The sequence below is a fragment of the Streptomyces sp. AHA2 genome, assembly GCF_036857595.1.
In the GTDB taxonomy this organism is placed as follows: Bacteria; Actinomycetota; Actinomycetes; order Streptomycetales; family Streptomycetaceae; genus Streptomyces.
Window position 1 is genome coordinate 149,514 of record NZ_JAUQWJ010000011.1, and the last position, 25,282, is coordinate 174,795.

Below are 25,282 nucleotides of genomic sequence, written 5' to 3' on the forward strand. Positions count from 1 at the left end.
CCGCGAGTCCCGGGATTCACGCGGCGGCGGCCGCGCCGGTGAAGGCCGCGATGCGCTCCCTGAGCGAGGCGGCGTCCAGGCCGTGGGCGGCGACGTGCTCGTCCAGCTGCCCGTACCGCCGCAGTTCACGGCGCCCCACCCCGAGCCCCAGCACCCGGTGCGGCACCGCCGACAGCGCGTCGTTCGCGGCGGCCGTCGACGTGCCCGCCAGGTAGGGCTCCACCAGGACGACGTCCGTCCCGGCCGCCTCCGTGGCCCGGCGCAGGGCCGCCGAGTCGAAGGGGCGGACGGTCGTGGCGTACAGGACGGTGACGTCGAGGCCCTCGGTGGCGTCGAGCACCGCGTCGAGCACCGGCCCGACGGCGACCACGACACCGCGCCGCCCTTCGCGCACCGTCAGGAAACGCGCGCCGTCCACGGGCAGTGCCCGCCGGCCGGACTGCAGCGACAGCCGCACGTAGACCTTGTCGTCGCCCGCGGCGACCGCGTGCCGCAGCAGCGTCTCGGCCTCGTCGGGGTGGCCCGGCACATGGACGGTCCAGCCGTCGAGGGTGCCGAGCAGCGCCACGTCGCCCGGTGCCATGTGCGTGTAGCCGCCGGCGGGCCAGTCGTACGAGGCGGCCGCGCTCACCAGGACCGCGCCCGCGTCCTGGTGACCGAGATCCAGCTTGACCTGCTCGAAGGGCCGCTCCACGAGGAAGCTGGCGAAGGTGTGCACCACGGGCCGCAGCCCGGTCAGCGCCAGACCCGCCGCCGCCCCGACCAGGAGCTGCTCGCGGATGCCGACGTTGACGACCCGGCCGGGATGGCGCCGGGCGGCTTCGGTGAAGCCGCTCACGCCGATCTCGGCGAGGACCACGGCGACCCGGGGGTCCTCGTCGAGCAGCCGGGAGACGACGGAAGCGAAACGGTCACGCATGGTGTCCATGGAGGTTCAGGTCCCTTTCGAGGATCGGGCGGCATCGGGCCGCGGGGTGGACGGACGGCCGGATCAGGCGCCCTTCGGCTCGACCCGCGCCACGACCGCGTGCGGACGGCCCGGGTGCGGGGCGGTGAACGCGGCGTACAGGGCCTCGTGGTCGCGGCCGTCGACGGTCAGCGCGGACCAGCCCGCCGCCTCGAACCGGGCGGCGATCCCGCCCGGCCGCGCATAGGTCGCCGAGGCGTTGTCGACGACGACGGTGTGCAACCGGTCGAGCCCGGCCGGCCCGGCGAAGGCGATCGCCTCGTGGTTGCTGCCCTCGTCCAGCTCGGCGTCGCCGACGAGGGTCCACACCCGCGGCTCGTGCAGCCCTTGGGCGCGCAGCCCCAGCGCGGTGCCGACGGCGATCGGCAGCCCGTGCCCCAGTGAGCCGCTGCCGATCTCGGCCCCCGGAACCAGCGTGCGGTCGGGGTGGTGGCCCAGCGGGGAGTCGTAGGAGCCGAAGCCGGGCAGCCACTCCACCGGCAGGAACCCCTTGGCGGCCAGCACGGCGTAGTACGCCATCGGCCCGTGCCCCTTCGACAGCAGGAACCGGTCCCGCTCCGGGTCCGAGGCCTTCGCGGGATGCACCCGCAGCACCCGGTCGTAGAGCACCCACAGCACGTCCAGGGTGGAGGTGGCGGCCGGTCCGTGCTTCTCGTCGCCGGTCATCAGGGCCATCAGCCCCGGCAGGTCCGCGTACCCGTACGTCGAGGTCAGTGTCGTGTCCGTCATGTCCCCGAGCGTGCAACCTCAAGCAAGGTCGAGGTCAAGCGGTGTGGGGGTGGCGAAAACGGGTGCGCGATCACCGGTGTGAGTGCGGTATTGTTTCCCTGCGCGTTCGGCCGCGGGAAACCGCAGGTCAGACGGGCAACGGGACGTGGCGCAGCTTGGTAGCGCACTTGACTGGGGGTCAAGGGGTCGCAGGTTCAAATCCTGTCGTCCCGACAGAAAGGACCAGCGGGTCAGCCGGCATCGGCTGACCCGCTGGTCGTCGTGCTCGTGGCCGCCGGAGGCCGAAGGCCACGAGCGGCGTCAGATCACGCAGCCCGCGTGGGACAGCGCCTGCTTCAGCAGCACCCCGTGGCCGCCCGGCATCTCGCTCTGCACCGCCTGCGACAGCGCCTCCTGGGGGCTGAACCACACCAGGTCCAGCGCGTCCTGGCGGGGCCGGCAGTCGCCGGTCACCGGCACGATGTACGCGAGTGAGACCGCGTGCTGGCGGGGATCGTGGTACGCCGTGACGCCCTGCGTCGGGAAGTACTCCGCGACCGTGAACGGCTGCAGCGACGCCGGGACGCGGGGCAGCGCGACCGGACCGAGGTCCTTCTCCAGATGCCGCAGCAGGGCGTCGCGGACCCGTTCGTGGTGCAGCACGCGGCCGGACACCAGCGTCCGGCTGACCGTCCCGTCGGGCCCTATCCGCAGCAGCAGGCCGACACTGGTGACTTCGCCGCTGTCGTCGACGCGCACGGGCACGGCCTCGACGTACAGGATCGGCATGCGGGCGCGCGCCATCTCCAGCTCGTCGGAGGACAGCCAGCCGGGCGTGGTTTCGGTCATGTCAGACATCGCTTGATCATACTTTCAGCCGTTCGGACTTCCTGGGTAGCCGCTCCAGGAGAACTGTGACCGTCCACACGCCCGCTCAATCGTCCTTCGGCTGTCGGCGGATCCGCCGGCAGCCGGGCCGCCGTGCCGGGTGCCCCCGTACGGCACGGCGGCCCGCCGGACGTGTCAGGGCTTGACGGCCACCGCGCCGTACTGCGGCACCACCACGGCCGCACCGGGGGCGGCGCGCCACTGCCCGCAGGACACCAGACCCGGCTCCAGCAGCTCCAGACCGTCGAGGAACCCGGCGATGTCCGCACCGCTGCGGGCGGTGATCGGGGGAGTGGCGTTCTCGTTCCAGAACTCCATCGCCGGGATCTGGCCCGCGCCGCCGAGCTCGTCGTCGAACGTCGGGTGGGTGAGGACCAGGAAGCTGCCGGAGGGCACGGCGGCCATCACACGGCGCACGATCTCGCGTGCCTTGTCGGCGTCCAGGACGAAGTTGAGGATGCCCAGCATCATCACGGCGACCGGCTGCGTGAAGTCGAGGGTGTCCGCGGCCCGTTCGACGATGGCCTGCGGGTCGTGCACGTCGGCGTCGATGTAGGCGGTGACGCCCTCGTGCGTGCCGGTGAGCAGTGTGCGGGCGTGCACCAGCACGATGGGGTCGTTGTCGACGTAGACGATGCGGGAGTCCGGTGCGATCCGCTGGGCGATCTCGTGGGTGTTGTCCGCGGTCGGCAGGCCCGTGCCGATGTCGAGGTACTGCCGCACCCCGCGCTCACCGGCCAGGAACGACACGGCCCGGCCCAGGAAGTCCCGGTCCGCCCGGGCGATGTCCCGGATGATCGGGAACATGCCGGCGACGTGCTCGCCGACCTGCTGGTCGACCTCGTAGTTGTCCTTGCCGCCGATCCAGTAGTTCCACACGCGGGCGTTGTGCGCCACACCGGTGTTCAGCCGCGCCGATCCTCCCGAAGGGGTGTGGCCATCACTCACGACTCGTCCTCTCCTCGCACGAACGACCGACCGGTCATGGCCGCCATTGTGCCGCTCCGATGATCACGGTGTCCCGCGAATCGGCAACAGCGGGCACGGCGGGTGCAGGAGGGAGGTCCGTGAGGGTCCGGTCGCCGGGGTGCGGGGCTAGTCGGTGGGGCTCGCGGCGGGCGACCTGCCGGCCAGGACGTCTTCCAGCCGCTGGGTGCCCTGCTCGACGGCCTGTCTGGTGGAGTCGTTCTCGTCCCCGTCGAGGCCGCCGGCGGTGACGGTGATCGCGTCGTCGCCCACGCGTACGGCCGCGACGTCCAGGGTGAGGGTGGCGGGGTCGCCCCCGGCGTCGCCCCGCACGGTCACGCGCAGGCCCTGCCGGTCGTCGCCGACGTCGGGCAGCGAGGTCTCGATGACCTGGACCGTCCGCGAGTCGCCGCCGTCGGTCACGGTGAACTGGTCGCACTTGTCCGGCAGGGTCGACATCCAGGTCAGAGAGTCCTGGGGGTCGGTGCGGTCGTAGGAGGCGACCTGGTACAGCAGGCGGGAGTCGCCCTGCGCGAAGCCGCGCAGCTGGGAGGCGCCCGAGGGCCTGCCGAGCAGGTCGTCGTCGAAGAGGGAGTCCATCAGGCGCCGGCAGTCGGCGGCCTGGTTCCTGCCGCTGAGGAAGTCGTTGACGTCGACCCTGCCGATGAGCAGGTTGTCGTGCCAGTTCTCGGCCTCGGTGTCCTTGACCTGGGTCCAGTCGTCCTCGATGTCCGCCTCGGTGATCAGCGCGGCCCTGGCGCCGTCGGTGCTGAGGGTGGCGGTGGGGGAGGGGGTCTGCCGCTTCCCGGCGACCTGTGAGGCCTCGACCCCGGTGACGCGTGTGCCGCCGTCCGTGTCCCCGCCGTCGGAGCAGGCGGCGGTGGCCACCAGCGTGCCTGCCGCCAGGGCGGTGGTCAGGGTGCGGGCGAGCCGGCGCGATCGACGGGTCATGGGAAGTGCCTCCTGGGGACGTGGCGCGTGTCCCCAGCGCACCACCGGCACGTGCGGCCCACCACCGGCGCCGGACCGTTCGGGTGAGCCCGACGGCCCGGCCACCCGCCGGAGGACAGCCCCGTCGGGGGGGGGGGCAGGCAGGCGAACCGCCGGACCCGCTCGGGGATCGGCGGGCCGGGCGTCGGTCAGTCGCCGAGGGCGTCGTCCGCCACGCCCCTGCCGACCGCCGCACGGACCAGCGCGGCGGCGAGGACGGCCGGGCCGGTGTCCCCGGCCAGGGCCACGAGACGCTCGGGGTCCCGGGGCAGGCCGAGCCGCTCGGCGCCCTGCAGCGCCTTGGCGTCCAGGAAGGGGGCGTGGTCCGGCCAGACGCCCTGTGCCTCGCGCAGGAAGATGTCCGCCCCGGCCGGCCCCATCCCGGGGAACTCCTGGAGCAGACGGCGCAGTTCGCTGACCTCGCCGTCCGCCTCCCGCCGCAGCCTTCTGAGGTCCCCACCCCATCTCTCGCTCAGCAGTTGTACGCCATCGCCGAGTTGGGTGGCGGTGCGCTCGTCGTAGCGCCGGTAGCCACCCCGGCCGAGCGCGTCCACGCGCTGCCGCCGGGAGGCCGCCGCCATCCGCCGCGGGTCGCGCAGCCCCGCCTCGTGCAGGGCACGGGCGGTGGCCAACGCGACCGACGCGCGGATGCGGGCGCTGAGCAGGTGCGAGAGCACCAGCAGGCGGTACAACGGCTGAGGCGTGTCCCGCAGCCGGATGCCCGCCTCGTCGGCGTAGGTGCGGCCGTGCGCGTCGAGGAGCCGGCGCAGGACGTGCTCCCGCCGCCCCACGGCTACGCCTTCAACGGGTCGTGGCCGAGCGTCATCAGCCGGTGGCGGCGGCGGGTGCCGCCGTCCGCCGACTCGGGTTCGGGCTCGTTCTCCGGGTCGGTCTGCCCGTCGACGGTGTCGACGACCTCGCGCATGACCCGCAGGTCGTCCTCGGTCAGATCCGTGCGCCGCTTCTGCAGGATCGCCAGGACGTGCTGCCCGGTGTCGGTGCCCGCCTGCTCGGGCAGCGGTTCGGTGTCCTCGCCGGCGTCCCGGACCCGCAGCCAGGCCGCGAGTTCCTGCGAGGTCATGTTGACCGCGCGGTGGAAGTCCTCCCACAGCGCGTCGAGTTCGAGGGCGTCGGTCATCGCCTGCCCCTTCCGTGCGTACGTCGGTGCTCCACGCGGGCGGGAGGCGGTCAGCTCTCGCCCGGGACGTTCTCCGCGGCGAACATCCAGCGCTGCTTCTCCAGTTCCGCGGTGATGGCGATGAGCAGGTCCTGGGTGACCGGGTCCGCCTTCTCGGTCGCGTCGATGCGCTCGCGCAGCCGGGCCACGGCGTCCTGGAGCGCATCGACCATGACCTGCACGGCGTCCGCGTCGCGCACCCAGCCCTCCTTGGGGGCGGGCAGCGTGAAGGCCTTCGCGACGGTCTCCGGGCGGCCGTCCGGCGGTACACCGAGGGCGGCGGACCGTTCGGCCACCGTGTCGGCGAAGGTGCGCGCGGCGGCGACCAGTTCGTCGAGCTGGAGGTGGATGGACCGGAACCGCGGTCCGACGATGTTCCAGTGCGCCTGCTTCCCGGTCAGCGACAGGCCGAGCAGATCCACCAGGGTGTCCTGGAGTGCCTCGCAGGAGACCCGTCGGGCCTCGTCGGGCAGGGTGCTCCTGACAGCCGTCATAGGGCGCTTCTCCTTCTCACGTCGTTCGTCGTCTTCCCGAGCAGTGCGTCGCGCTCCTCCTCGCAGGTGCCGCCCCACACGCCCGACGCCCGCCCGTTGCTCAGCGCGTAGCTCAGGCAGGCTTCGGTGACCGGGCAGCGGGCGCAGACCCGCTTGGCGGCCGTGACGTCCCGAAGGGCGGGTCCCGCCGTGCCGACGGGAAGAACAACTCGGGGTCCTCGTCCACGCAGGCGGCGCTCCGCAACCACTCCATGGACGCGCGGGTGCCCCGGGCGCATCGGTGCAAACTCGGATACGGAAGGCCGTATCCCGCATGACGGCCTGCGATACCGTCCTGCGGGCGCCCCGTCACCCCTGCATTCTTCACAGGAGGCCCGCCGAGGGTCTATAGTCCGAAACTAGCGGTGCTAATTAACAGGCGGTGTGAGGAGTCCTCTCGTGCGTCCCGTCCACTTCGCGGCCGCCCGCCGCACCCCCATCGGCAAACTGCGCGGCTCCCTGTCCTCGGTCCGGCCCGACGACCTCGCCGCGCGCGTCGTGCGCGCCCTGGTGGCCGACGTCCCCGCCCTGGACCCCGCCCGGATCGACGACGTCTACTGGGGCGCGGCCAACCAGGCCGGCGAGGACAACCGCAACGTCGCGCGCATGGCCGTCCTGCTCGCCGGCCTGCCCGAGTCCGTGCCCGGTGCCACCGTCAATCGCCTGTGCGCCTCCGGCCTGGAGGCCGTGACCACGGCCGCCCGCACCATCGCCGCGGGTGAGGCCGAGATCGTGGTGGCGGGCGGCTCGGAGTCGATGAGCCGCGCCCCCTTCGTGCTGCCCCGGCCCGACGAGGCCCTGCCGCACCGTATGGAGACCGCCGACACCCGCCTCGGCTGGCGCCTGGTCAACCCGGCGATGCGTGATCTGCACGGCCTGCTCGCCATGGGCGAGACGGCCGAGGAGGTCGCCACCCGGTACGGCATCACCCGTGAACGCCAGGACGACTTCGCCCTGCGCAGCCACCGGCTGGCCGCCCTGGCCCGCAAGAACGGCCACTTCGACGACGAACTGCTGCCCGTGGAGCGGCCCGACGGGGTGGTCGTCGACGCCGACGAGAGCGTGCGCGAGGACACCTCTCCCGAGAAGCTGGCCCGGCTGAAGCCGGTCTTCCGCGAGGGCGGCACGGTCACCGCCGGCAACGCCTCGCCGATGAACGACGGCGCCGCCGGACTCCTCCTGGTCAGCGAGGAGGCCCTGAACGACCTGGGCCTGGAGTCCCTGGGCCGCTACGTCGCCGGCGCCTCCGCGGGAGTCCACCCGGACGTGATGGGCATCGGCCCGGTCCCCGCCACCCGCAAGGTGCTCGCCCGTGCCGGCTGGAGCATCGGCGACCTGCAGGAGGCCGAGTTCAACGAGGCGTTCGCCGCCCAGGCCCTGGCCTGCGTCGACCAGCTCGGCATCGACCCGGAGCTGGTCAACCCCAGCGGCGGTGCGATCGCCCTCGGTCACCCGCTGGGCTGCTCGGGCGCCCGCATCCTGACGACCCTGCTGCACCGGATGCGGCGCACGGGTGCGGAACGGGGCCTGGCGACCATGTGCGTCGGCGTGGGGCAGGGCAGCGCGGTCCTCGTCGAACGTCACTGACCGTCTCGACGTCGGCCCGTTCACCGCGGTCACCAGGCGAGACGGCCCTGACCCCGTCGACTCGGTGCACCTAGCATCGGTGTTCGCATGAACACCATGACGCTCTGGCACATCACCGGCTGGGAGTTCGCCGCCCTCGCCTTCGCGGCCCTGCTCGTCGGCTTCTCCAAGACCGCCGTCAGCGGGGCCAACACGGTCAGCCTCGCGATCTTCGCCGCCGTGCTGCCCGCCCGCGCCTCCACCGGGGTGCTGCTGCCCGTGCTGATCGCGGGTGACCTCCTCGCCGTCGCGACCTACCGGCGGCACGCGCACTGGCCCACCCTGTGGCGGCTGTTCCCCGCGGTCGCGGCCGGTGTCGTCGTCGGCACGGTCTTCCTGGTGTGGGCGGACGACGCGGCCGTACGGACCTCGATCGGCGTGATCCTGCTGCTGATGGCGGCCGTGACGGTCCGGCGCAGGCGCACCGCCGGCGCCGGGGAGCAACCGGAGCCGGTCACCACCCGGGCCGGGCGCCTCAAAGCCCGCTCCTACGGGGTCATGGGCGGTTTCACCACCATGGTCGCCAACGCGGGCGGCCCCGTGATGTCGCTCTACCTGCTGTCCGCCGGGTTCCGCAAGCTGGGCTTCCTCGGCACGTCCGCGTTCTTCTTCCTCATCGTCAACGTCTCCAAGCTTCCCTTCAGCGCCGGCCTCGGCCTGATCGACGGCCGTTCCCTGCTCCTGGATCTGGCACTGGTGCTGTTCGTGGTGCCGGGCGCGCTGCTGGGCAAGTGGGCGGTCGACCGGATCGACCAGCGGCTGTTCGAGCAGCTGGTCATCGCGGCGACCGTCGTGGGCGGCCTGCAGCTGCTGCTGCGCTGACGAACGGCATCGGGCCCGCCGCCGTCGTCACGCGGTCGGCCCGCCCGCGGGTCACCGCCCCGGGTCCGCTCCCCGCAGGCGGGGCGCCCTGGCCGCCGCGTCCACACAGCGGCCCTCGCCCTCCACCTCGCCGGCCAGCTCCCGGGCCCACGCGGCGACGCCCTCGACATCGATGCCGTGCGGCCGCGGCCGCCCCGCGGCGGACGCCCAGGCCCCGGCCGCGCCCGCCCCGCGCCGCAGCAGCCGGGCCCCGCCGGTGAGGTTGCCGCGGGCGGCGTGCGTGAGACCCACGGCGAGCTGCGCCAGTCCCCGCCACAGCTCCCGCTCCTCGCCGGGCCCCGACTTCCACGCGTCCTCGAAGACCTCGTGCGCGTGGAACGGCTTCCCCTCGTCGAGCAGCCGCTGCGCCTCCCGGACGGTCTCCCGCGGCGTGCGGACCACGCCCTCCGGCTGCCGGGGCACCCCCTCGCTGCCGTACGGCAGGGGCCGTCCGAGACCGTCCCGGGGCCGGGCGTTGCGGGCCCGGCCCTCGCTGTCGCGGTCCCGTGCGCCGCCGGCCGGGCTCGACTGCGTCTTACCTGTGCTGCCCATACGCCGATTGTCCCGCGCGGCCCGCTTTCGGCGCGGCCAGGGGTGTGGGGTAAAGTGCTGTCCGCGCGATCACGCCGGTCACGGCGGGTGGCGCGCACCGGGACGTGGCGCAGCTTGGTAGCGCACTTGACTGGGGGTCAAGGGGTCGCAGGTTCAAATCCTGTCGTCCCGACGGTGAGGAAGGCCCTCGCGGGCGGACGCCCGCGAGGGCCTCCGCTGTGCGTCCGGGGCCCGACCACACCCCGCCCGCAAGGACACGTCCTTCCTGGGCCGCCACGTCGAAGCCGGCGGCGACGTCATCGACACCTCCGACCACCGCGCCTTCCGGACCGACGCCGTCAGGGCGGCCGGAGCGAGGAACTCCTCGGCCGGTGGCGCCGCAGCCGCCCGCCGGCGACGGGATCCGATCGCCACCGGGCCCGGCGCCCGCCCCCTCGCCCCGGGCGCCGGCTTCGGGGGCGCTCCCGAGGCCTGGAGGCGAAGGCCGGTGCAGACGTACGGCTTCGCGCCGACGGGGAAGGCCGGTGTCACGTCCGCACCAGCAGCTGGAAGTCGAACGTGTAACGCGAGGCGCGGTAGACGTGCGTGCCGTACTCGACCGCGCGCCCGGTGTCGTCGAAGGCGGTGCGCCGCATGGTGAGCAGCGCCGCTCCCCGGGCCTCGTCCAGCCGTGCCGCCTCCTGTTCCGTGGCCGCGCGGGCCCCGACCCGCTGGCGGGCGCTGTGCAGGGTGATGCCGGCCGCGCGCATGATCCGGTACAGCCCCGTCGACTCCAGGCGGGCTCCGTCCAGGTCGAGCAGGCCGGGCGGGAGGTGGTTGCGCAGCAGGGCCACCGGCGTGCCGTGGGTGCTGCGCAGCCGCTCCAGGAGGACGACCTCGCCGCCCTCGGGAACACCGAGGGCGGCGGCCACGTCGCCGGACGCCGGGACGGTCTCGTGGCGCACGACCCGCGTGGCCGGTCCCTGCCCGGCCGCCTCCAGGTCGTCGTAGAGGCTGCTCAGTTCCAGTGGGCGCCTGACCTTGCTGTGCACCACCTGTGTGCCCACCCCGCGCCGGCGGACCAGCAGTCCCTTGTCGACCAGGGACTGGATGGCCTGGCGGACGGTGGGGCGGGACAGGCCGAGGCTGACCGACAGGTCCACCTCGTTGCCCAGGAGGTCGCCCGGGGCGAGGAGCCCCTGCCCGATCGCCCTCTCCAGCTGTTGTGCGAGCTGGTGGTACAGCGGCACCGGGCTGACCCGGTCCAGGGCGAAGCCGAGCGAGGCGAGCGCGGGTGCGGCGGCGGAACGGGCCCGCTCACCGGTCCTCACCATGGACGCACTTCCCTTCGTGTGTCAGGAGTTGCTGGGGAAGCCGAGGTTGATGCCGCCGTCGGACGGGTCCGGCCAGCGGGTGGTGACGACCTTGCCCTGGGTGTAGAAGGCGATGCCGTCGTTGCCGTAGACGTGCAGGTCGCCGAAGAGGGAGTCCTTCCAGCCGCCGAAGGAGTGGTAGCCGACGGGGACCGGGATGGGGACGTTCACGCCGACCATGCCGGCCTTGACCTCGAGCTGGAAGCGGCGGGCCGCGCCGCCGTCCCGGGTGAAGATCGCGGCGCCGTTGCCCCAGCGGGAGCCGTTGATCAGCTCGACGGCGTCGTCGTACGTCGCGGCGCGGACCACGCACAGCACGGGGCCGAAGATCTCGTCCCGGTAGGCGTCCGCGGTGAGCGGCACCCGGTCCAGCAGCGACACCCCGAGGAAGAAGCCGCCCTCGTGGCCCTCCACCGACAGACCCGTGCCGTCGACGACGACCTCGGCGCCCTGCTCGGCGGCCGACGCCACGTAGGAGGCCACCTTGTCCCGGTGCTCGCGGGTGATCAGCGGACCCATCTCGGAGGCCGGGTCGGTGCCCGGGCCGACCTTGAGCCTTCTCGCCCGCTCGGCGATCTTGGCCACCAGTTCGTCACCGATGCCGCCGACGGCCACGACCACCGACACGGCCATGCAGCGCTCGCCGGCGGAGCCGTAGGCGGCGTTGATCGCCTGGTCGGCGGCGAGGTCCAGATCGGCGTCGGGCAGCACCAGCATGTGGTTCTTGGCGCCGCCGAGGGCCTGCACCCGCTTGCCGTGCTCGACGGCCTTGAGCTGGATGTGCTTCGCGATCGGGGTCGAGCCGACGAAGGAGACCGCCTCGACGTCCGGGTGCTCCAGGATGCGCTCCACGGCCGTCCTGTCGCCCTGCACGACGTTCAGCACACCGTCCGGCAGGCCCGCCTCGGCGGCCAGTTCGGCCAGGCGCACGGAGGCCGACGGGTCCTTCTCCGACGGCTTCAGCACGAAGGTGTTGCCGCAGGCGACGGCGATCGGGAACATCCACATCGGCACCATCGCCGGGAAGTTGAACGGCGTGATGCCCGCGACCACGCCCAGCGGCTGACGGATCGAGGCGACGTCGACCCGGGAGGAGACCTGGGTGGACAGCTCGCCCTTCAGCTGGACGGAGATGCCGCACGCCAGCTCCACGATCTCCATGCCGCGCGCGACCTCGCCGAGCGCGTCGGAGTGCACCTTGCCGTGCTCGGCGGTGATGAGCCCGGCGATCTCGTCGCGGTGGGCGTCCAGCAGCTCGCGGTACTTGAACAGGATCGCCGTGCGCCTGGCCAGGGAGGACTGCCCCCAGCTCTCGAAGGCGGCCCGGGCGGAGGCGACCGCCGCGTCCACCTCCTCGTCGGACGCGAAGGCGACCTGCTTCTCCTGGACGCCGGTGGCCGGGTCGTGGACGGGGCCGAACCGGCCGGAGGTGCCCTCGACGGGCTTGCCGTCGATCCAGTGGGTGATGGTCTTCATCGTGCGCAGGGGACCTTTCGTGGAGCCACGGGCCGGCGGTGGCGGGGGTTCACAGGTGGCGGCGGCGTCCGGCCGCCCCGCGGTCGTAGCGCTCGCGGGCCTCGACGGCTGCCGGGCGGGAGGCGGTCTCGGCGACGGGCACGTCCCACCAGGCCTCGGCCGGAGGAGCGGTCGGGGTGGGGTCGGTCTCCACGTACACGCACGTCGGGCGGTGCGAGGCGCGGGCCGCGGCCAGGGCCTCGCGCAGCTCGCGCACCGTCTTGGCGCGCAGCACGTCCATGCCGAGGCTGGCGGCGTTGGCGGCCAGGTCGACGGGCAGCGGGGCCCCGGTGAAGGAGCCGTCGGCGGCCCGGAAGCGGTAGGCGGTGCCGAAGCGTTCGCCGCCGGTCTCCTCCGACAGGCCGCCGATGGAGGCGTAGCCGTGGTTCTGCAGCAGGACGACGGTCAGCGGCAGGCCCTCCTGGACGGCCGTGACGATCTCCGTCGGCATCATCAGATAGGTGCCGTCGCCGACCAGCGCCCACACGGGTGTGTCCGGGGCGGCCTGCTGGACGCCGATGGCGGCCGGGATCTCGTAGCCCATGCAGGAGTAGCCGTACTCCAGGTGGTACTGGCGGGGGCTGCGCGCACGCCACAGCTTGTGCAGGTCGCCGGGGAGCGATCCGGCCGCGTTGATCACCACGTCGTCGTCGCCCACGACGGCGTCCAGCGCGCCCAGCACCTGCGTCTGGGTCGGCACCGCGCTGTCGTCGGACGCCCGGAAGGCGGCCTCGACGACCTCGTCCCAGCGCTCCTTGCCGGCGCGGTACTCGGCCTCGTACGCCTCGGGCACGCGGTGCCCGGCCAGCGCCCCGGTCAGCTCCTCCAGTCCGGTGCGCGCGTCGCAGACCAGCGTGCGGGCCGCCAGCTTGTGGGCGTCGAAGCCGGTGACGTTGAGGTTCAGGAACCGCACGTCCGGGTTCTGGAAGAGCGTGCCGGAGGCGGTGGTGAAGTCGGTGTAGCGGGTGCCGACCCCGATGACCAGGTCGGCGGTGCGGGCGAGGTCGTCGCTGACGGCCGTGCCGGTGTGGCCGATGCCGCCGAGGTCGGCGGGGTGGTCGTGGCGCAGGGAGCCCTTGCCCGCCTGGGTCGAGGCCACGGGGATGCCGGTGGCCTCCGCGAACGCCTTCAGCGCTCCCTCGGCCTCGCTGTGGTGGACGCCGCCGCCCGCCACCACCAGCGGCCGCCGCGCCGCCCGGACCGCCTCGACGGCGGCGGCCAGCTCCACCGGGTCCGGCGCGGGCCGCCGGACGTACCAGACGCGCTCGGCGAAGAACTCCTCCGGCCAGTCGTACGCCTCCGCCTGCACGTCCTGCGGCAGGGCGAGGGTGACGGCGCCGGTCTCGGCCGGGTCGGCCAGCACCCGCATCGCCTGCAGCGCGGAGGGGATCAACGCCTCGGGGCGGGTGATCCGGTCGAAGTACCGCGACACCGGGCGCAGGGTGTCGTTGACCGACACGTCGGCCTCGGTCGGGTGCTCCAGCTGCTGCAGCAGCGGGTCGGCCGCGTGCGAGGCGAAGTAGTCGCCGGGCAGCAGCAGCACGGGCAGGCGGTTGATCGTCGCGAGCGCGGCCCCGGTGACCAGGTTGGTGGCGCCCGGGCCGATGGAGGTCGTCACCGCCTGCGCGGACAGGCGGTTGAGCTGGCGGGCGTGGCCGACCGCCGCGTGCACCATGGACTGCTCGTTGCGGCCCTGGTGGAAGGGCATCACCTCGGCGTGCTCGACCAGCGCCTGGCCGATCCCGGCGACGTTGCCGTGGCCGAAGATGCCCCAGGTCCCGGCGATCAGCCGGCGGCGCACGCCGTCGCGCTCGGTGTACTGGACGGACAGGAACCGCACCAGGGCCTGGGCGGTGGTCAGTCGGCGGGTGCGGGCGCTCATCGGGAGGTCTCCGGGGCGGTGTAGAGGGGCAGGCGGGGGTCGACCGGCTGGTCCGGCCAGGTGTCGCGGATCCAGGCGTGGTCGGGGTGGTCGCAGATCAGCCAGGCGCGCTCGGCCTCCGGGCCCGCCATGACGTTGAGGTAGTACATGTGGTGGCCCGGCGTGGCCATCGACGGGCCGTGCCAGCCGTCCGGGATGAGGACGACGTCGCCGTCGCGGACCTCGGCCAGCACGTCGGTGTCCCGGCCGGGGCCGGAGGGGGAGACGCGCTGGTAGCCGAGGCCGGGGACGCCGTCGTGGCGCGCGAACTCGAAGTAGTAGATCTCCTCCAGCACGGACTCCTCGCCCGGCCGGTGCTCGTCGTGCTTGTGCGGCGGGAACGACGACCAGTTGCCGCCCGGGGTGATCACCTCGACCGCGATGAGCTTGTCGCACTCGAAGACCCCGGCCGCGCCGAAGTTGTTGACCTGCCGGGAGCAGCTTCCGGTGCCGCGCAGCTCGACGGGCACTTCGGAGGCGGGCCCGTAACGGGCGGGCAGGCGGCGCGTGCAGCGCGCTCCGGTCAGCGCGAAGCGCCCGCCGGCCGCGGACGTCACGGTGGCCCGGGCGTCGCGCGGCAGGTAGGCGAAGTCGCTGACGCCGCTGAACACGTCGGCGCGGCCGGTGAGGTCGAAGGTGTCCTGGCCGAAGTCGTCCGCCGCGGCGACCGTGCAAGCGCCGGCCAGCGGGACGACGAGCCACTCGCTGTCACCGGTGCCGAAGGTGTGCGTGCCGCCCGGCGGCAGCTGAAGGATCCGCAGACTGGAGAATCCCCAGCCGGCCGACTCGGGCGTGACGTCGACGGTGTAAGGGCCGCCCACGGCCTTGCCCGCGGGAAGGTGATACGTCATCGTGTGCCTTTCGGATCACGGCGGAAGCGACTCACGGACTGCTGTGCTGCACGGACTGCTCGGCGGTTGTCGCGGACTGCTTCGGGGCGCGCTGGTTCACAGCAGGCCGACGGCGGTGTCCACCGCCTCTTCCACACTGCCCCCGGCCGGGTAGAGCAGCGACCGTCCGACGACCATCCCCTGGACGGTCGGCAGCCGCAGGGCCTTGCGCCAGCGCTCGTAGGCGCCCTCCTGGTCGCCGCCGACCTCGCCGCCCAGCAGCACGACCGGCAGGGTGGAGGCCTCCAGCACCTCGCCCATGTCGTCCGGGTCGTCGGTGACGGGCAGTTTCAGCCAGGTGTAGGCGGAGGTGCCCCCCAGGCCCGAGGCGATGGCGATCGACTTGGTGACGGCCTCGGCGGACAGGTCGTTGCGGACCCTGCCGCCGACCCTGCGGGAGATGAACGGCTCGACGAACAGCGGCAGCCGCCGGGCGGCCATGGCGTCGACCGCCCGGGCGGAGGACTCCAGGGTGGTCAGCGAGCCGGGGTCGTCGTAGTCGATGCGCAGCAGGAGCTTGCCCGCGTCGAAGCGGAGGCGGGCGATGTCCTCGGCGCGATGGCCGGTGAAGCGGTCGTCCATCTCGAACGAGGCCCCGGCCAGGCCGCCGCGGTTCATCGAGCCCATGACCACCTTGTTCTCCAGCACGCCGAGCAGGAGCAGGTCCTCCAGGATGTCGGCGGTGGCCAGCACCCCGTCGACGCCGGGCCGCGACAGCGCGGTGCACAGCCGCTCCAGCAGGTCCCCGCGGTGGGCCATGGCCAGGCGGCGGTCGCCGACCGCGAGCGCGCCGCGTGCCGGGTGGTCGGCGGCCACGATCATCAGCCGGCCGCTGTCTCCGAGCAGCGGACGCCGCGTCCGGCGGGCCGCCGCCTCGGCGACCGCCTCGGGATTGCGGGCCCGGATCGTGGTCAGCTCGGGAATGCCGATGTTCAAGGAAGGCTCCGTTTCAGTTGCTCGTGCCCGGCGACGGCACGCCGGCGAGGAGGTCCTCGACCTCGGACGGGGTGGGCATCGCGGAGGAGCAGGCGAGGCGGGAGGCGACCAGGGCCCCGGCGGCGTTGGCGTGGCGCACGGTCCGCTCCAGGTCCCAGCCGGCGAGCAGCCCGTGGCACAGGGAACCGCCGAAGGCGTCGCCCGCACCCAGGCCGTTGACCACGTCGACCGGCACCGGCGGCACGTCGGCCCGGCTGCCGTCGCGGTGCACGGCCAGCACGCCCTTCGGCCCCTGCTTCACCACGGCCAGCTCCACACCCGCCTGCAGCAGGGCGTCGGCGCAGGCGTGCGGCTCGCGCACACCGGTGGCGATCTCGCACTCGTCGAGGTTGCCGACGGCGACCGTGGCGTTGCGCAGCGCCTGGCGGTAGTACGGGCGGGCCTCCTCGGGGTCACGCCAGAACATCGGGCGCCAGTCGAGGTCGAAGACGGTGATGCCGGCCCGGTCGCGTGCCTCGAGGGCGGCGAGCGTGGCGGAGCGGCTCGGCTCCTCGCTCAGGCCGGTACCGGTGATCCAGAAGATCCGGGCCGCGCGGATCGCGGAGAAGTCCAGCTCGGCGGTGTGGATCTCCAGGTCGGGCGCCTTGGGACGGCGGTAGAAGTACAGCGGGAAGTCGTCCGGCGGGAAGATCTCGCAGAAGGTGACGGGCGTCGGGTACGCGGCGACCGGCGTGACCCAGCGGTCGTCGACGCCGAAGCCCGTCAGCTCCCGGTGCAGATACGCGCCGAAGGGGTCGTCGCCGGTCCGGCTGATCAGCGCGCTGCGGCGCCCCAGGCGGGCGGCGGCCACCGCCACGTTCGCCGCCGAACCTCCCAGGAACTTGCCGAACGTCTCCACATCGGCCAGGGGCACGCCCGTCTGGAGGGGATACAGGTCGACCCCGATGCGGCCCATCGTGATCACATCGAAATACTGGGCTGGCTCGGCCATGCGCGACCTCCTCGGGAAGCTGGGGATGCGGCCCCCCGGGCCCCCTGACACGGTGAGGGCGTGGATCCACGGGACCTGCCGCCTCCCAGGTGTAGGTCGCGGAGGGCGGTGCTGTCAATACTTTGTACTTACATTCGGACCTGCTCGTGAAATGATGTCTTAACAAAGTATTGACAGCGGGCGCGGCAGGGACTTGTATCCCGTGCCATCGCAACAGTCGGCTTGCGGCATCATGATCCGGACTCCGTAAGGCTCCGGGACCACGGATCCCTTCGTGATCCCTCCCTTTCCCCCGCAGTAGCACAGTGAGGTGCCAGGAAAGATGGACCGCTCTTCTCACCCCCGCTCTCGCAGGCTCGCGCCCGTCGTCGCCGTCGCCGCCGCGGCGGCCCTGACCCTCGCCGGCTGCTCCAGCAGTTCCGGGGGCAAGAAGTCCGAGGAAGGCGGCGCGAACGCCTCCGTCGGCAAGGCGAACACGCCCCGCATGACCGTCGCCCTGGTCACCCACCAGGCACCCGGCGACACCTTCTGGGACACCGTCCGCAAGGGCGCCGAGGCCGCGGCCGCCAAGGGCAACATCAAGCTCGTCTACTCGGCCGACCCGAACGCGGGCAACCAGGCCAACCTGGTGCAGAACGCGATCGACCAGAAGGTCGACGGGATCGCCGTCACCCTCGCCAAGCCGGACGCGCTCAAGACCGTCATAGGCAAGGCCGAGAAGGCGGGCATACCCGTCGTCGGCCTCAATTCCGGCCTCAGCGACTGGAAGGACCTGAACCTGCTGGAGTTCTTCGGCCAGGACGAGTCCGTCGCCGGCGAGGCCTTCGGCAAGAAGCTCAACGAGGTCGGCGCCAAGCACGCGCTGTGCGTCGTGCAGGAGCAGGGCAACGTCGGCCTGACCCAGCGCTGCGACGGGGTGGACAAGACCTTCGACGGCAAGCTGGACACCCAGAACGTCAACGGCACCGACATGCCGTCGGTGAAGTCGACGATCACCGCCAAGCTGAAGCAGGACCCGTCGATCGACTACGTCGTCACCCTCGGCGCCCCCTTCGCGCTGACCGCGGTCCAGTCCGTCGGCGACGCCGGCAGCAAGGCCAAGATCGCCACGTTCGACCTGAACAAGGACCTGATCAAGGCCATCAAGGGCGACGACATCCAGTTCGCCGTCGACCAGCAGCCCTACCTGCAGGGCTACCTGGCCGTCGACGGCCTGTGGCTCTACAAGAACAACGGCAACTACAGCGGCGGCGGCGAGCAGCCCGTGCTGACCGGCCCGGCCTTCGTCGACAAGTCCAACGTCGACCGGATCGGGGAGTTCGCCGCGAAGGGCACCCGGTGATGAGCATGACCCAGCAGGCCACGCCGGCGGTGGAGACACCGCCGGCCCCCGGCCCCCAGGCGTCCGACGGGCGCACGCGGCAGCGGCCCCTGGCCCTGCGGCTGCTCGCCCGCCCCGAGGTCGGGGTCTTCCTCGGCGCCGTCGCCGTCCTCGTGTTCTTCCTGTTCGCCGCGCCGCCCGTGCGCGACGGCAGCTCCATGGCGAACATCCTGTACCAGTCCTCGACCATCGGGATCATGGCGCTGCCCGTGGCCCTGCTGATGATCGGCGGCGAGTTCGACCTGTCCGCCGGTGTCGCTGTGGTCACCTCGGCGCTGACCGCCTCGATGCTCAGCTACCAGCTGACCCTGAACGTCTGGGTCGGCGTGATCGTCGCCCTCCTGGTGTCCCTCGGGATCGGCGCCTTCAACGGCTGGATGCTGGTCAAGACCGGCCTGCCCAGCTTCCTCGTCACCCTCGGCACCTTCCTGATGCTGCAGGGCGTGAACCTCGCGGTGACCAAGCTGGTCACCGGCAACGTCGCCACCGACGACATCAGCGACATGGACGGCTTCGCCCAGGCGCAGAAGATCTTCGCCTCGACGTTCGAGGTCGGCGGGGTCAACGTGAAGATCACGGTGGTGTGGTGGCTGGTCTTCGCCGCCCTGGCCACCTGGGTGCTGCTGCGCACCAGGTACGGCAACTGGATCTTCGCCGTCGGCGGCAACAAGGACTCCGCGCGGGCCGTCGGCGTGCCCGTGACCTTCACCAAGATCTCCCTGTTCATGCTGGTCGGCTTCGGCGCCTGGTTCGTCGGCATGCACCAGCTCTTCTCCTTCAACACCGTCCAGTCCGGCGAGGGCGTGGGCCAGGAGCTCATCTACATCGCCGCGGCCGTCATCGGCGGCTGCCTGCTCACCGGCGGCTACGGTTCCGCCGTCGGCCCGGTCTTCGGCGCCTTCATGTTCGGCATGGTGCAGCAGGGCATCGTCTACGCCGGCTGGAACCCCGACTGGTTCAAGGCCTTCCTCGGCGTGATGCTCCTCGGCGCCGTCCTCATCAATCTGTGGGTCCAGCGCACGGCGACCCGGAGGTGACCGCGATGACCAGCAACACGACCGGCACCCACGGCGCCGTCCTCATGGACGAGCCGCCCGCCGGCGACCGTCCCCTCGTCGAACTGCGCGGCGCGGGCAAGTCCTACGGCAACATCCGCGCCCTGCACGGCGTCGACCTCACCGTCCACCCCGGCAAGGTGACCTGCGTCCTCGGCGACAACGGCGCCGGCAAGTCCACCCTCATCAAGATCATCTCGGGTCTGCACCAGCACACCGAGGGCGAGTTCCTCGTCGACGGCGAACCCGTGCGCTTCTCCACCCCGCGCGAGGCCCTCGACCGGGGCATCGCCACCGTCTACCAGGACCTCGCCGTCGTCCCGCTGATGCCGGTGTGGCGCAACTTCTTCCTCGGCTCCGAGATGACCAAGGGCCCCTGGCCCGTGCGCCGCCTCGACATCGAGCGGATGAAGAAGACCGCGGACGAGGAACTGCGCAACATGGGCATCGTCCTGGACGACCTGGAGCAGCCCATCGGCACGCTCTCCGGCGGCCAGCGCCAGTGCGTCGCCATCGCCCGCGCCGTCTACTTCGGCGCCCGCGTCCTCATCCTGGACGAGCCGACCGCCGCCCTCGGCGTCAAGCAGTCCGGAGTGGTGCTGAAGTACATCGCCGCCGCCCGCGAGAAGGGCCTCGGCGTCATCTTCATCACCCACAACCCGCACCACGCCTACATGGTCGGCGACCACTTCAGCGTCCTGCGCCTCGGCACCATGGAGCTGTCCGCCGACCGCAGCGAGGTCAGCCTCGAAGAGCTCACCAACCACATGGCCGGCGGTGCCGAACTGGCCTCCCTCAAGCACGAGTTGGCGCAGGTCCGTGGCGTCGACGTCCAGGGGCTCCCCGAGGAGGGGGAGATCGGCGCTCCCGCAGCCGCGTCTTCGGAAGGAAAGTCCTGACATGGCCCTCGCGCTCGACCGCATCCGGGTCGGCTCCGCCCCCGACTCCTGGGGCGTCTGGTTCCCCGACGACCCTCAGCAGGTGCCCTGGGAACGCTTCCTCGACGAGGTCGCCGAGGCCGGCTACTCCTGGATCGAACTGGGCCCCTACGGCTACCTGCCCACCGACCCGGCCCGGCTCACCGACGAGGTGACCCGCCGCGGCCTGCAGGTCTCGGCCGGCACGATCTTCTGCGGACTGCACCGCGGTCCCTCCGAGTGGGACTCCACCTGGGAGCAGGTCAGCCGGGTCGCCGCGCTCACCCAGGCCATGGACGCCAAGCACCTGGTGGTCATCCCGTCCTTCTGGCGCGACGACAAGACCGCCGAGATCCTGGAGCCCCCGGAGCTCACCACCGAGCAGTGGCGCCACCTCACCACCGGCATGGAGCGCCTCGGCCGCGAGGTCAAGGACACCTACGGCCTGGACATCGTCGTGCACCCGCACGCCGACACCCACATCGACACCGAGGAACACGTCGAGCGGTTCCTCGACTCGACCGACTCCCGGCACGTCAACCTCTGCCTGGACACCGGGCACTACGCCTACTGCGGCGGCGACAGCGTCAAGCTCATCGAGACCTACGGCGAGCGCATCGGCTATCTGCACCTGAAGCAGGTCGACCCGGAGATCCTCGCCGACGTCGTGAAGAACGAGGTCCCGTTCGGGCCGGCCGTCGCGCGCGGTGTCATGTGCGAGCCGCCCGCCGGTGTGCCCGAGCTGGGTCCGGTCCTCACGGCGGCGCAGAAGCTGGGCGTGGACCTCTTCGCCATCGTCGAGCAGGACATGTACCCCTGCGAGCCGGACAAGCCGCTGCCGATCGCCGTGCGCACCCGCACGTTCCTGAGGTCCTGCGGCGCCTGACGACCCGAAAGGAAGGCCATGGCCGAGCGTGCCCCCCTCTCCGTCGCGGTCATCGGGGCCGGACGGATGGGCGCCGACCACGTGCGTCGCATCCACGAGGTCACCAGCGGAGCACGGGTGGCCGCCGTCGCGGACGTCGACGCGGAGCGGGCGAAGTCCGTCGCCGCCCGCGTCGACGGCTGCACCGCCCACGCCGACCCGGTGGCCGCGATGGCGGCGGACGGCGTCGACGCCGTCCTCATCGCCTCCCCGGGCCCGGCCCACGAGGCCGCGCTGCTCGCGGCGTTCGAACGCGACCTGCCCGTGCTGTGCGAGAAGCCCCTGACCCCCGACGCCGCCTCCGCCCTGCGTGTCCTCGAAGCCGAACAGCGCCTCGGCCACCGACGGGTCCAGGTCGGCTTCATGCGCCGCTACGACCCCGAGTACGTGAAGCTGAAGGGCCTGCTGACCACGGGACAGCTGGGCCGCCCGCTGATGCTGCACAACCGGCACCGCAACGTCACCAGCCCGCCCTTCTTCACCAGCTCCATGCTCGTCACCGACTCCGTCGCCCACGAGGCCGACGCGACCCGCTGGCTGCTGGGCCACGAGATCACCGCCGTCACCGTGCTGCGCCCCACCCCCTCCGCCGGCGCCCCGGACGGCCTGCAGGATCCCCAGTTCGTCGTCTTCGAGACCGACGGCGGCGTCCTCAGCGACGTCGAGATCTTCGTCAACTGCGGCTTCGGCTACCAGGTCCAGGCCGAGCTGGTCTGCGAACGCGGCACCGCCCGCGTCGGCGACGGCCACGCCCTGGTCACCAACATGGCCGGCCGCTGGGGCGGCACCATCGCCCAGGACTGGACCGAACGCTTCGAGACCGCCTACGACCGCGAGATCCAGAGCTGGGTCGACGCCACCCGCCGCGGCGAGGTCACCGGCCCGAGCGCCTGGGACGGCTACGCGGCGACGGCGGTGTGCGAGGCGGGCGTACGGGCGCTGCGGGACGGCGGCCGGGTGGAGGTCGAGCTCGTGGACAGACCCGCGCTGTACGCCTGACAAGCCGCTCGCAGGAGGAAGGGCCCGGTGCCGGCACCGGGCCCTTCCTCCTGCGAGTCAGCCACGCGGCGGCCGCCGTCCGCTCACGCCTGGCGCACCTCGTCGATCGTCACCGGCCGGTGCTCGTGCAGCGACAGGGTGCACGCGTCGGCGATCCAGCCCGCCTCCAAGGCGTCCTCGATCGTGCAGGGGGAGGGGCGGCTCCCGGCCACGACCTCGGTGAACGCGGTCAGTTCGGCGCGGTAGGCATCGGTGAAGCGGTCCATGAAGAAGTCGTGCGGGGTGCCCGCCGGGAACGTCACGCCCGGCTCGACCGAGCGCAGCGGCAGCTTGTCCTCCAGGCCGACCGCGATGGAGTCCTCGAAGCCGTGGATCTCCATGCGGACGTCGTAACCCCGGGCGTTGTGGCGGGAGTTGGACACGACCGCGATGGTGCCGTCGTCCAGGGTGAGGATCGCGCCGGTGGTGTCGGCGTCGCCGGCGTCCTTGATGTAGCCGGCGCCGCGGTTGCCGCCCACGGCGTACACCTCGGTCACCTCGCGACCGGTCACCCAGCGGATGATGTCGAAGTCGTGCACGGAGCAGTCGCGGAAGATGCCGCCCGAGGCGGCGATGTACGCGGCCGGCGGCGGCGCCGGGTCGAGCGTGGTCGAGCGGACCGTGTGCAGCGGCCCCAGCTCACCTGCGAGCACGGCCGCGCGGGCGTTGACGAACCCGGTGTCGAAGCGGCGGTTGTAACCGATCTGGACCGGCACGTCGCTGCCCCGCACGGCCTTGAGCACCTCGACGCCCTCGGCCATGGTGCGGGCCACGGGCTTCTCGCAGAAGACCGGCACCCCGGCCTCGACCCCGGCCAGGATCAGCGCCGGGTGGGCGTCGGTGGCGGCCGCGACGACGATGCCGTCCACACCGGCGGCCAGCAGCGCCTCCGGCGAGTCCACCACCTCGGCCCCGAACCGTTCGGCGGCGGCCTTGGCCGCGTCCGCGAACGGGTCGGTCACGACGAGGGAGCCGACGGCGTCGAGTCCGGAGAGGGTCTCGGCGTGGAAGGCGCCGATGCGGCCGAGGCCGAGGATTCCGATACGCATGGGGTGTTGCTCCTGGAGAGGGTGAGTGGTGCGTGCGGGTGGTGCTCAGTCGAGTCCGCCGAGGACGTTCTGGTCCCAGTCGATCACCGACCCGGTGACCACCCCGGACCGGTCCGACAGCAGCAGGACGACGAAGTCGGCGATCTCGTCCGGCCGGCCGAGCTTGCCCATGGGCAGTTTCGCGGCGGCTTCCTCGCGCCAGTCGTCGCCGGCCCCGTGGAAGGCCCGCTGCGTGGCGTCCTCGCCCTCGGTCGCCGTCCAGCCGATGTTCAGCCCGTTGATCCGGACCCGGTCCCACCGGTGCGCGTGCGCGGCGTTGCGGGTCAGGCCGACCAGCCCGGCCTTCGCGGCCACGTACGGGGCGAGGAACGGCTGGCCGCCGTGGGCCGACGACGTGATGATGTTGACGACCGTGCCGGGCGCCCGGCGCGCCACCATGTCGGCGACGGCCGCCTGCATCGCGAAGAACGGCGCCTTCAGGTTGATCGCGATGTGCTGGTCGAACAGCTCCGGCGTGGTGTCCAGCAGTGTGCCCCGGGACGTCAGCCCCGCGGAGTTGACCAGGCAGTCGATCCGCCCGTAGGCGCCGACGGTCGTCGCGACGGCGCCCTTGGCCTGCTCGGCGTCCGCGAGGTCCGCCCGGACGAAGCGGGCCTTGCCGCCCGCGGCGGTCAGTTCCGCGACCAGCGCCTCGCCCGGCTCCGCCCGCCGGCCCGTGACGGCGACGACCGCGCCCTCACGGACCGCGGCCCGCGCGACGGCCGCGCCGACCCCCTGGCTGCCGCCGTTGACCAGCACGACCTTGTCGTCGAGAAGTCCCATGGAGTTCCTCAGCTCTCTCGCCGTTGCGCGGCGGCCCGCAAGTGCGCCCGGAGCACCGCCGGTTCCCACTGCTCGGTGAGCGCCCGCCGCACCAGATCCGCCTGCGAGGGCGGGGCCAGTCCGTCCAGCGGCGGGTCGCTGTCGAGGTTGGTGGGGAAGGGGTAGCCCTCGGCGCTCGCCGCCACCACGTTGTCCAGCCACGCCCGGTCGGCGCCCTCGGCCTTGCGCCGGAGCAGCACCGGGTACACGGCACCGGCGACGGCCTCCCGGTCCACCGTCTCCATGGCCCGCCCGAACGCCGACGACACCTGCAGCAGATTGGCCGTGCGCCGGATGCCGGACGAGCGGTTGGTGCCGGCGGCGTGGAAGAGGGCGGGGTTGAAGAACACCGCGTCGCCCTTGGCCAGCGGCAGCTGCACCTGGTGCGCCTCGAAGTACGCCCGGAACTCGGGGCGCCGCCAGGCGAGGTAGCCCGGCTCGTACTTCTGCGAGTGCGGCAGGTACATCGTCGGCCCGGACTCCACCGGCATGTCGCAGTGCGCGACCGCGCCCTGGAGGGTCAGCACGGGGGACAGGCGGTGCACGTGCGCCGGGTAGGCGGCGGCCGTCTCGCTCGACAGGAAGCCCAGGTGGTAGTCGCGGTGGGCGCTCTGCGCGGCGCCGCCCGGGTTGACCACGTTCACCTGGGAGGTGACCTGGTAGCCGGGGCCCAGCCAGGCGGTGGCCACCAGGGCGAGGACGTCGTTGGCGTAGTAGTCGGCGAACGCCTCCGGGTCGTACAGGGCGGTCTTCTCCAGCGCGTTCCACACGCGGTCGTTGGCGCCCGGGGCGGCGAAGTGGTCACCGGCCGCGGCGCCGGAGGCGCGCTGGTCGGCGATCAGCGCCTCGAAGACTGCGGTGACCCGGTCCACGACCTGCGGATCGGGGAAGGCCCCGCGGAAGACGACGATGCCGGGACCGTCGGCGAGGGCCCGCACCAGCTCGGCCTGCACCACGCGGTCGCCCTCGAGCAGTGCGCAGTCGTACACCGGCACGTTGCGTTCCACCGCCGAGGCGTGCGGATGGTCGGACGGGTCCGTCGCCTGCTCGACCAGGTCGCGGAACGCGTCGAGGTCGCAGTCCTGCTCGGACAGCCAGGCGCGGTGATGAACGGAAGTGAAGGACATCGTCGTCCCTTCGGGGTCACGGAGCGACGCAGCTCTGCCATTCTTGTCAGTACAAA

26 protein-coding genes and 2 tRNA genes are annotated in these 25,282 nt (G+C 72.5%); 9 read left to right on the forward strand and 19 right to left on the reverse strand.

Annotated elements, in window-relative coordinates; genetic code table 11:
- Positions 1-16: 16 nt before the first annotated feature.
- A complete protein-coding gene (locus Q5694_RS22845; RefSeq protein WP_333935092.1) occupies positions 17-928 on the reverse strand; it encodes a transketolase family protein in 912 nt (303 codons plus the stop codon).
- Between the two features lie 63 nt (positions 929-991).
- Entirely contained in the window at positions 992-1,696 is a 705-nt protein-coding gene (locus Q5694_RS22850) for a transketolase (protein WP_333935093.1), read from the reverse strand.
- A gap of 139 nt (positions 1,697-1,835) precedes the next feature.
- On the opposite strand from Q5694_RS22850, the gene Q5694_RS22855 reads away from it, so the two are divergent.
- Positions 1,836-1,909 (forward strand) — tRNA-Pro (locus Q5694_RS22855).
- Positions 1,910-1,996: 87 nt separating this feature from the next.
- On the opposite strand, the gene Q5694_RS22860 is transcribed toward Q5694_RS22855, so the two are convergent.
- The 7 genes from Q5694_RS22860 to Q5694_RS22890 all read right to left on the reverse strand — a co-directional run bounded on the left by Q5694_RS22860 (position 1,997) and on the right by Q5694_RS22890 (position 6,468).
- Positions 1,997-2,524 carry an NUDIX hydrolase family protein gene (locus Q5694_RS22860; protein ID WP_333935162.1) on the reverse strand — a complete coding sequence of 176 codons (528 nt, stop codon included), beginning with the start codon at positions 2,522-2,524 and terminating at the stop codon, positions 1,997-1,999.
- A 174-nt stretch (positions 2,525-2,698) separates the two neighbouring features.
- Positions 2,699-3,511, reverse strand: coding sequence for an SAM-dependent methyltransferase (locus tag Q5694_RS22865; protein WP_333935094.1), 813 nt, complete (start codon positions 3,509-3,511; stop codon positions 2,699-2,701).
- Between the two features lie 147 nt (positions 3,512-3,658).
- Complete coding sequence (locus tag Q5694_RS22870; protein WP_333935095.1) at positions 3,659-4,480, reverse strand: hypothetical protein; 822 nt, start codon at positions 4,478-4,480, stop codon at positions 3,659-3,661.
- A gap of 188 nt (positions 4,481-4,668) precedes the next feature.
- Positions 4,669-5,310: an endonuclease gene (locus Q5694_RS22875; protein WP_333935096.1), complete on the reverse strand. Its 642-nt coding sequence runs from the start codon at positions 5,308-5,310 to the stop codon at positions 4,669-4,671.
- Between the two features lie 2 nt (positions 5,311-5,312).
- Entirely contained in the window at positions 5,313-5,657 is a 345-nt protein-coding gene (locus tag Q5694_RS22880) for a DUF3140 domain-containing protein (RefSeq protein ID WP_333935097.1), read from the reverse strand.
- A gap of 50 nt (positions 5,658-5,707) precedes the next feature.
- Positions 5,708-6,190 (reverse strand): Dps family protein, encoded by a 483-nt coding sequence (locus tag Q5694_RS22885; RefSeq protein WP_333935098.1) that lies wholly within the window; start codon positions 6,188-6,190, stop codon positions 5,708-5,710.
- Positions 6,187-6,468 (reverse strand): WhiB family transcriptional regulator, encoded by a 282-nt coding sequence (locus tag Q5694_RS22890; RefSeq protein WP_443040920.1) that lies wholly within the window; start codon positions 6,466-6,468, stop codon positions 6,187-6,189. The genes Q5694_RS22885 and Q5694_RS22890 overlap by 4 nt, the downstream gene beginning before the upstream one ends.
- Before the next feature lie 160 nt (positions 6,469-6,628).
- Here Q5694_RS22890 and Q5694_RS22895 point away from each other — a divergent pair, with 160 nt between their 5' ends.
- Both Q5694_RS22895 and Q5694_RS22900 read left to right on the forward strand, forming a co-directional pair.
- On the forward strand, positions 6,629-7,816 hold the full coding sequence (locus Q5694_RS22895; RefSeq protein ID WP_333935099.1) for a thiolase family protein: 1,188 nt from the start codon (positions 6,629-6,631) through the stop codon (positions 7,814-7,816).
- Positions 7,817-7,903: 87 nt separating this feature from the next.
- Complete coding sequence (locus Q5694_RS22900; RefSeq protein WP_333935100.1) at positions 7,904-8,677, forward strand: sulfite exporter TauE/SafE family protein; 774 nt, start codon at positions 7,904-7,906, stop codon at positions 8,675-8,677.
- Between the two features lie 51 nt (positions 8,678-8,728).
- On the opposite strand, the gene Q5694_RS22905 is transcribed toward Q5694_RS22900, so the two are convergent.
- The gene (locus tag Q5694_RS22905) at positions 8,729-9,268 is read right to left on the reverse strand and encodes a DUF309 domain-containing protein (protein ID WP_333935101.1); all 540 of its coding nucleotides are present in this window, start codon (positions 9,266-9,268) and stop codon (positions 8,729-8,731) included.
- A gap of 98 nt (positions 9,269-9,366) precedes the next feature.
- Here Q5694_RS22905 and Q5694_RS22910 point away from each other — a divergent pair.
- Positions 9,367-9,440 (forward strand) — tRNA-Pro (locus tag Q5694_RS22910).
- A gap of 355 nt (positions 9,441-9,795) precedes the next feature.
- On the opposite strand, the gene Q5694_RS22920 is transcribed toward Q5694_RS22910, so the two are convergent.
- From Q5694_RS22920 to iolC, 6 genes are all read right to left on the reverse strand, one after another.
- Entirely contained in the window at positions 9,796-10,581 is a 786-nt protein-coding gene (locus tag Q5694_RS22920) for a GntR family transcriptional regulator (RefSeq protein ID WP_333935102.1), read from the reverse strand.
- A gap of 21 nt (positions 10,582-10,602) precedes the next feature.
- Complete coding sequence (locus tag Q5694_RS22925; protein ID WP_333935103.1) at positions 10,603-12,096, reverse strand: CoA-acylating methylmalonate-semialdehyde dehydrogenase; 1,494 nt, start codon at positions 12,094-12,096, stop codon at positions 10,603-10,605.
- A 49-nt stretch (positions 12,097-12,145) separates the two neighbouring features.
- Positions 12,146-14,017, reverse strand: a complete 1,872-nt coding sequence (iolD, locus tag Q5694_RS22930) for a 3D-(3,5/4)-trihydroxycyclohexane-1,2-dione acylhydrolase (decyclizing) (protein ID WP_333935104.1) — start codon at positions 14,015-14,017, stop codon at positions 12,146-12,148.
- Entirely contained in the window at positions 14,014-14,907 is an 894-nt protein-coding gene (gene iolB, locus Q5694_RS22935; protein WP_333935105.1) for a 5-deoxy-glucuronate isomerase, read from the reverse strand. The genes iolD and iolB overlap by 4 nt, the downstream gene beginning before the upstream one ends.
- Before the next feature lie 96 nt (positions 14,908-15,003).
- Complete coding sequence (locus Q5694_RS22940; protein WP_333935106.1) at positions 15,004-15,882, reverse strand: Cgl0159 family (beta/alpha)8-fold protein; 879 nt, start codon at positions 15,880-15,882, stop codon at positions 15,004-15,006.
- 13 nt (positions 15,883-15,895) lie between these two features.
- Positions 15,896-16,873, reverse strand: coding sequence for a 5-dehydro-2-deoxygluconokinase (gene iolC, locus Q5694_RS22945; RefSeq protein ID WP_333935107.1), 978 nt, complete (start codon positions 16,871-16,873; stop codon positions 15,896-15,898).
- Positions 16,874-17,195: 322 nt separating this feature from the next.
- Between iolC and Q5694_RS22950 the strand changes: the two genes are divergently transcribed.
- The 5 genes from Q5694_RS22950 to Q5694_RS22970 are packed head-to-tail and all read left to right on the forward strand — an operon-like array spanning position 17,196 to position 22,150.
- Positions 17,196-18,215: a substrate-binding domain-containing protein gene (locus Q5694_RS22950; RefSeq protein ID WP_333935108.1), complete on the forward strand. Its 1,020-nt coding sequence runs from the start codon at positions 17,196-17,198 to the stop codon at positions 18,213-18,215.
- Positions 18,215-19,291, forward strand: a complete 1,077-nt coding sequence (locus Q5694_RS22955; protein ID WP_333935109.1) for an ABC transporter permease — start codon at positions 18,215-18,217, stop codon at positions 19,289-19,291. Before Q5694_RS22950 ends, Q5694_RS22955 begins: the two co-directional genes overlap by 1 nt.
- A gap of 5 nt (positions 19,292-19,296) precedes the next feature.
- On the forward strand, positions 19,297-20,208 hold the full coding sequence (locus Q5694_RS22960) for an ATP-binding cassette domain-containing protein (protein ID WP_333935110.1): 912 nt from the start codon (positions 19,297-19,299) through the stop codon (positions 20,206-20,208).
- A gap of 1 nt (position 20,209) precedes the next feature.
- Positions 20,210-21,112 carry a sugar phosphate isomerase/epimerase family protein gene (locus Q5694_RS22965; protein ID WP_333935111.1) on the forward strand — a complete coding sequence of 301 codons (903 nt, stop codon included), beginning with the start codon at positions 20,210-20,212 and terminating at the stop codon, positions 21,110-21,112.
- Between the two features lie 18 nt (positions 21,113-21,130).
- On the forward strand, positions 21,131-22,150 hold the full coding sequence (locus tag Q5694_RS22970) for a Gfo/Idh/MocA family protein (RefSeq protein WP_333935112.1): 1,020 nt from the start codon (positions 21,131-21,133) through the stop codon (positions 22,148-22,150).
- A gap of 83 nt (positions 22,151-22,233) precedes the next feature.
- Here the strand turns inward: Q5694_RS22970 and Q5694_RS22975 are convergent, their stop codons facing one another.
- The 3 genes from Q5694_RS22975 to Q5694_RS22985 are packed head-to-tail and all read right to left on the reverse strand — an operon-like array spanning position 22,234 to position 25,226.
- Entirely contained in the window at positions 22,234-23,238 is a 1,005-nt protein-coding gene (locus tag Q5694_RS22975) for a Gfo/Idh/MocA family protein (protein WP_333935113.1), read from the reverse strand.
- Between the two features lie 45 nt (positions 23,239-23,283).
- Positions 23,284-24,060: an SDR family oxidoreductase gene (locus tag Q5694_RS22980; protein WP_333935114.1), complete on the reverse strand. Its 777-nt coding sequence runs from the start codon at positions 24,058-24,060 to the stop codon at positions 23,284-23,286.
- Positions 24,061-24,068: 8 nt separating this feature from the next.
- A complete protein-coding gene (locus Q5694_RS22985) occupies positions 24,069-25,226 on the reverse strand; it encodes a phytanoyl-CoA dioxygenase family protein (RefSeq protein WP_333935115.1) in 1,158 nt (385 codons plus the stop codon).
- Positions 25,227-25,282 lie beyond the last annotated feature (56 nt).

Coding starts and splice junctions, on each gene's coding strand:
- Q5694_RS22920 (WP_333935102.1), bottom strand. CDS start 10,581: ATGGTGAGGACCGGTGAGCGGGCCCGTTCCGCCGCCGCACCCGCGCTC.
- Q5694_RS22975 (WP_333935113.1), bottom strand. CDS start 23,238: ATGCGTATCGGAATCCTCGGCCTCGGCCGCATCGGCGCCTTCCACGCC.
- Q5694_RS22905 (WP_333935101.1), bottom strand. CDS start 9,268: ATGGGCAGCACAGGTAAGACGCAGTCGAGCCCGGCCGGCGGCGCACGG.
- Q5694_RS22880 (WP_333935097.1), bottom strand. CDS start 5,657: ATGACCGACGCCCTCGAACTCGACGCGCTGTGGGAGGACTTCCACCGC.
- Q5694_RS22870 (WP_333935095.1), bottom strand. CDS start 4,480: ATGACCCGTCGATCGCGCCGGCTCGCCCGCACCCTGACCACCGCCCTG.
- Q5694_RS22885 (WP_333935098.1), bottom strand. CDS start 6,190: ATGACGGCTGTCAGGAGCACCCTGCCCGACGAGGCCCGACGGGTCTCC.
- Q5694_RS22860 (WP_333935162.1), bottom strand. CDS start 2,524: ATGACCGAAACCACGCCCGGCTGGCTGTCCTCCGACGAGCTGGAGATG.
- Q5694_RS22845 (WP_333935092.1), bottom strand. CDS start 928: ATGGACACCATGCGTGACCGTTTCGCTTCCGTCGTCTCCCGGCTGCTC.
- Q5694_RS22900 (WP_333935100.1), top strand. CDS start 7,904: ATGAACACCATGACGCTCTGGCACATCACCGGCTGGGAGTTCGCCGCC.
- Q5694_RS22985 (WP_333935115.1), bottom strand. CDS start 25,226: ATGTCCTTCACTTCCGTTCATCACCGCGCCTGGCTGTCCGAGCAGGAC.
- Q5694_RS22970 (WP_333935112.1), top strand. CDS start 21,131: ATGGCCGAGCGTGCCCCCCTCTCCGTCGCGGTCATCGGGGCCGGACGG.
- Q5694_RS22925 (WP_333935103.1), bottom strand. CDS start 12,096: ATGAAGACCATCACCCACTGGATCGACGGCAAGCCCGTCGAGGGCACC.
- iolB (WP_333935105.1), bottom strand. CDS start 14,907: ATGACGTATCACCTTCCCGCGGGCAAGGCCGTGGGCGGCCCTTACACC.
- Q5694_RS22960 (WP_333935110.1), top strand. CDS start 19,297: ATGACCAGCAACACGACCGGCACCCACGGCGCCGTCCTCATGGACGAG.
- Q5694_RS22950 (WP_333935108.1), top strand. CDS start 17,196: ATGGACCGCTCTTCTCACCCCCGCTCTCGCAGGCTCGCGCCCGTCGTC.
- iolC (WP_333935107.1), bottom strand. CDS start 16,873: ATGGCCGAGCCAGCCCAGTATTTCGATGTGATCACGATGGGCCGCATC.
- Q5694_RS22955 (WP_333935109.1), top strand. CDS start 18,215: ATGAGCATGACCCAGCAGGCCACGCCGGCGGTGGAGACACCGCCGGCC.
- Q5694_RS22980 (WP_333935114.1), bottom strand. CDS start 24,060: ATGGGACTTCTCGACGACAAGGTCGTGCTGGTCAACGGCGGCAGCCAG.
- Q5694_RS22850 (WP_333935093.1), bottom strand. CDS start 1,696: ATGACGGACACGACACTGACCTCGACGTACGGGTACGCGGACCTGCCG.
- Q5694_RS22890 (WP_443040920.1), bottom strand. CDS start 6,468: ATGCGCCCGGGGCACCCGCGCGTCCATGGAGTGGTTGCGGAGCGCCGC.
- iolD (WP_333935104.1), bottom strand. CDS start 14,017: ATGAGCGCCCGCACCCGCCGACTGACCACCGCCCAGGCCCTGGTGCGG.
- Q5694_RS22965 (WP_333935111.1), top strand. CDS start 20,210: ATGGCCCTCGCGCTCGACCGCATCCGGGTCGGCTCCGCCCCCGACTCC.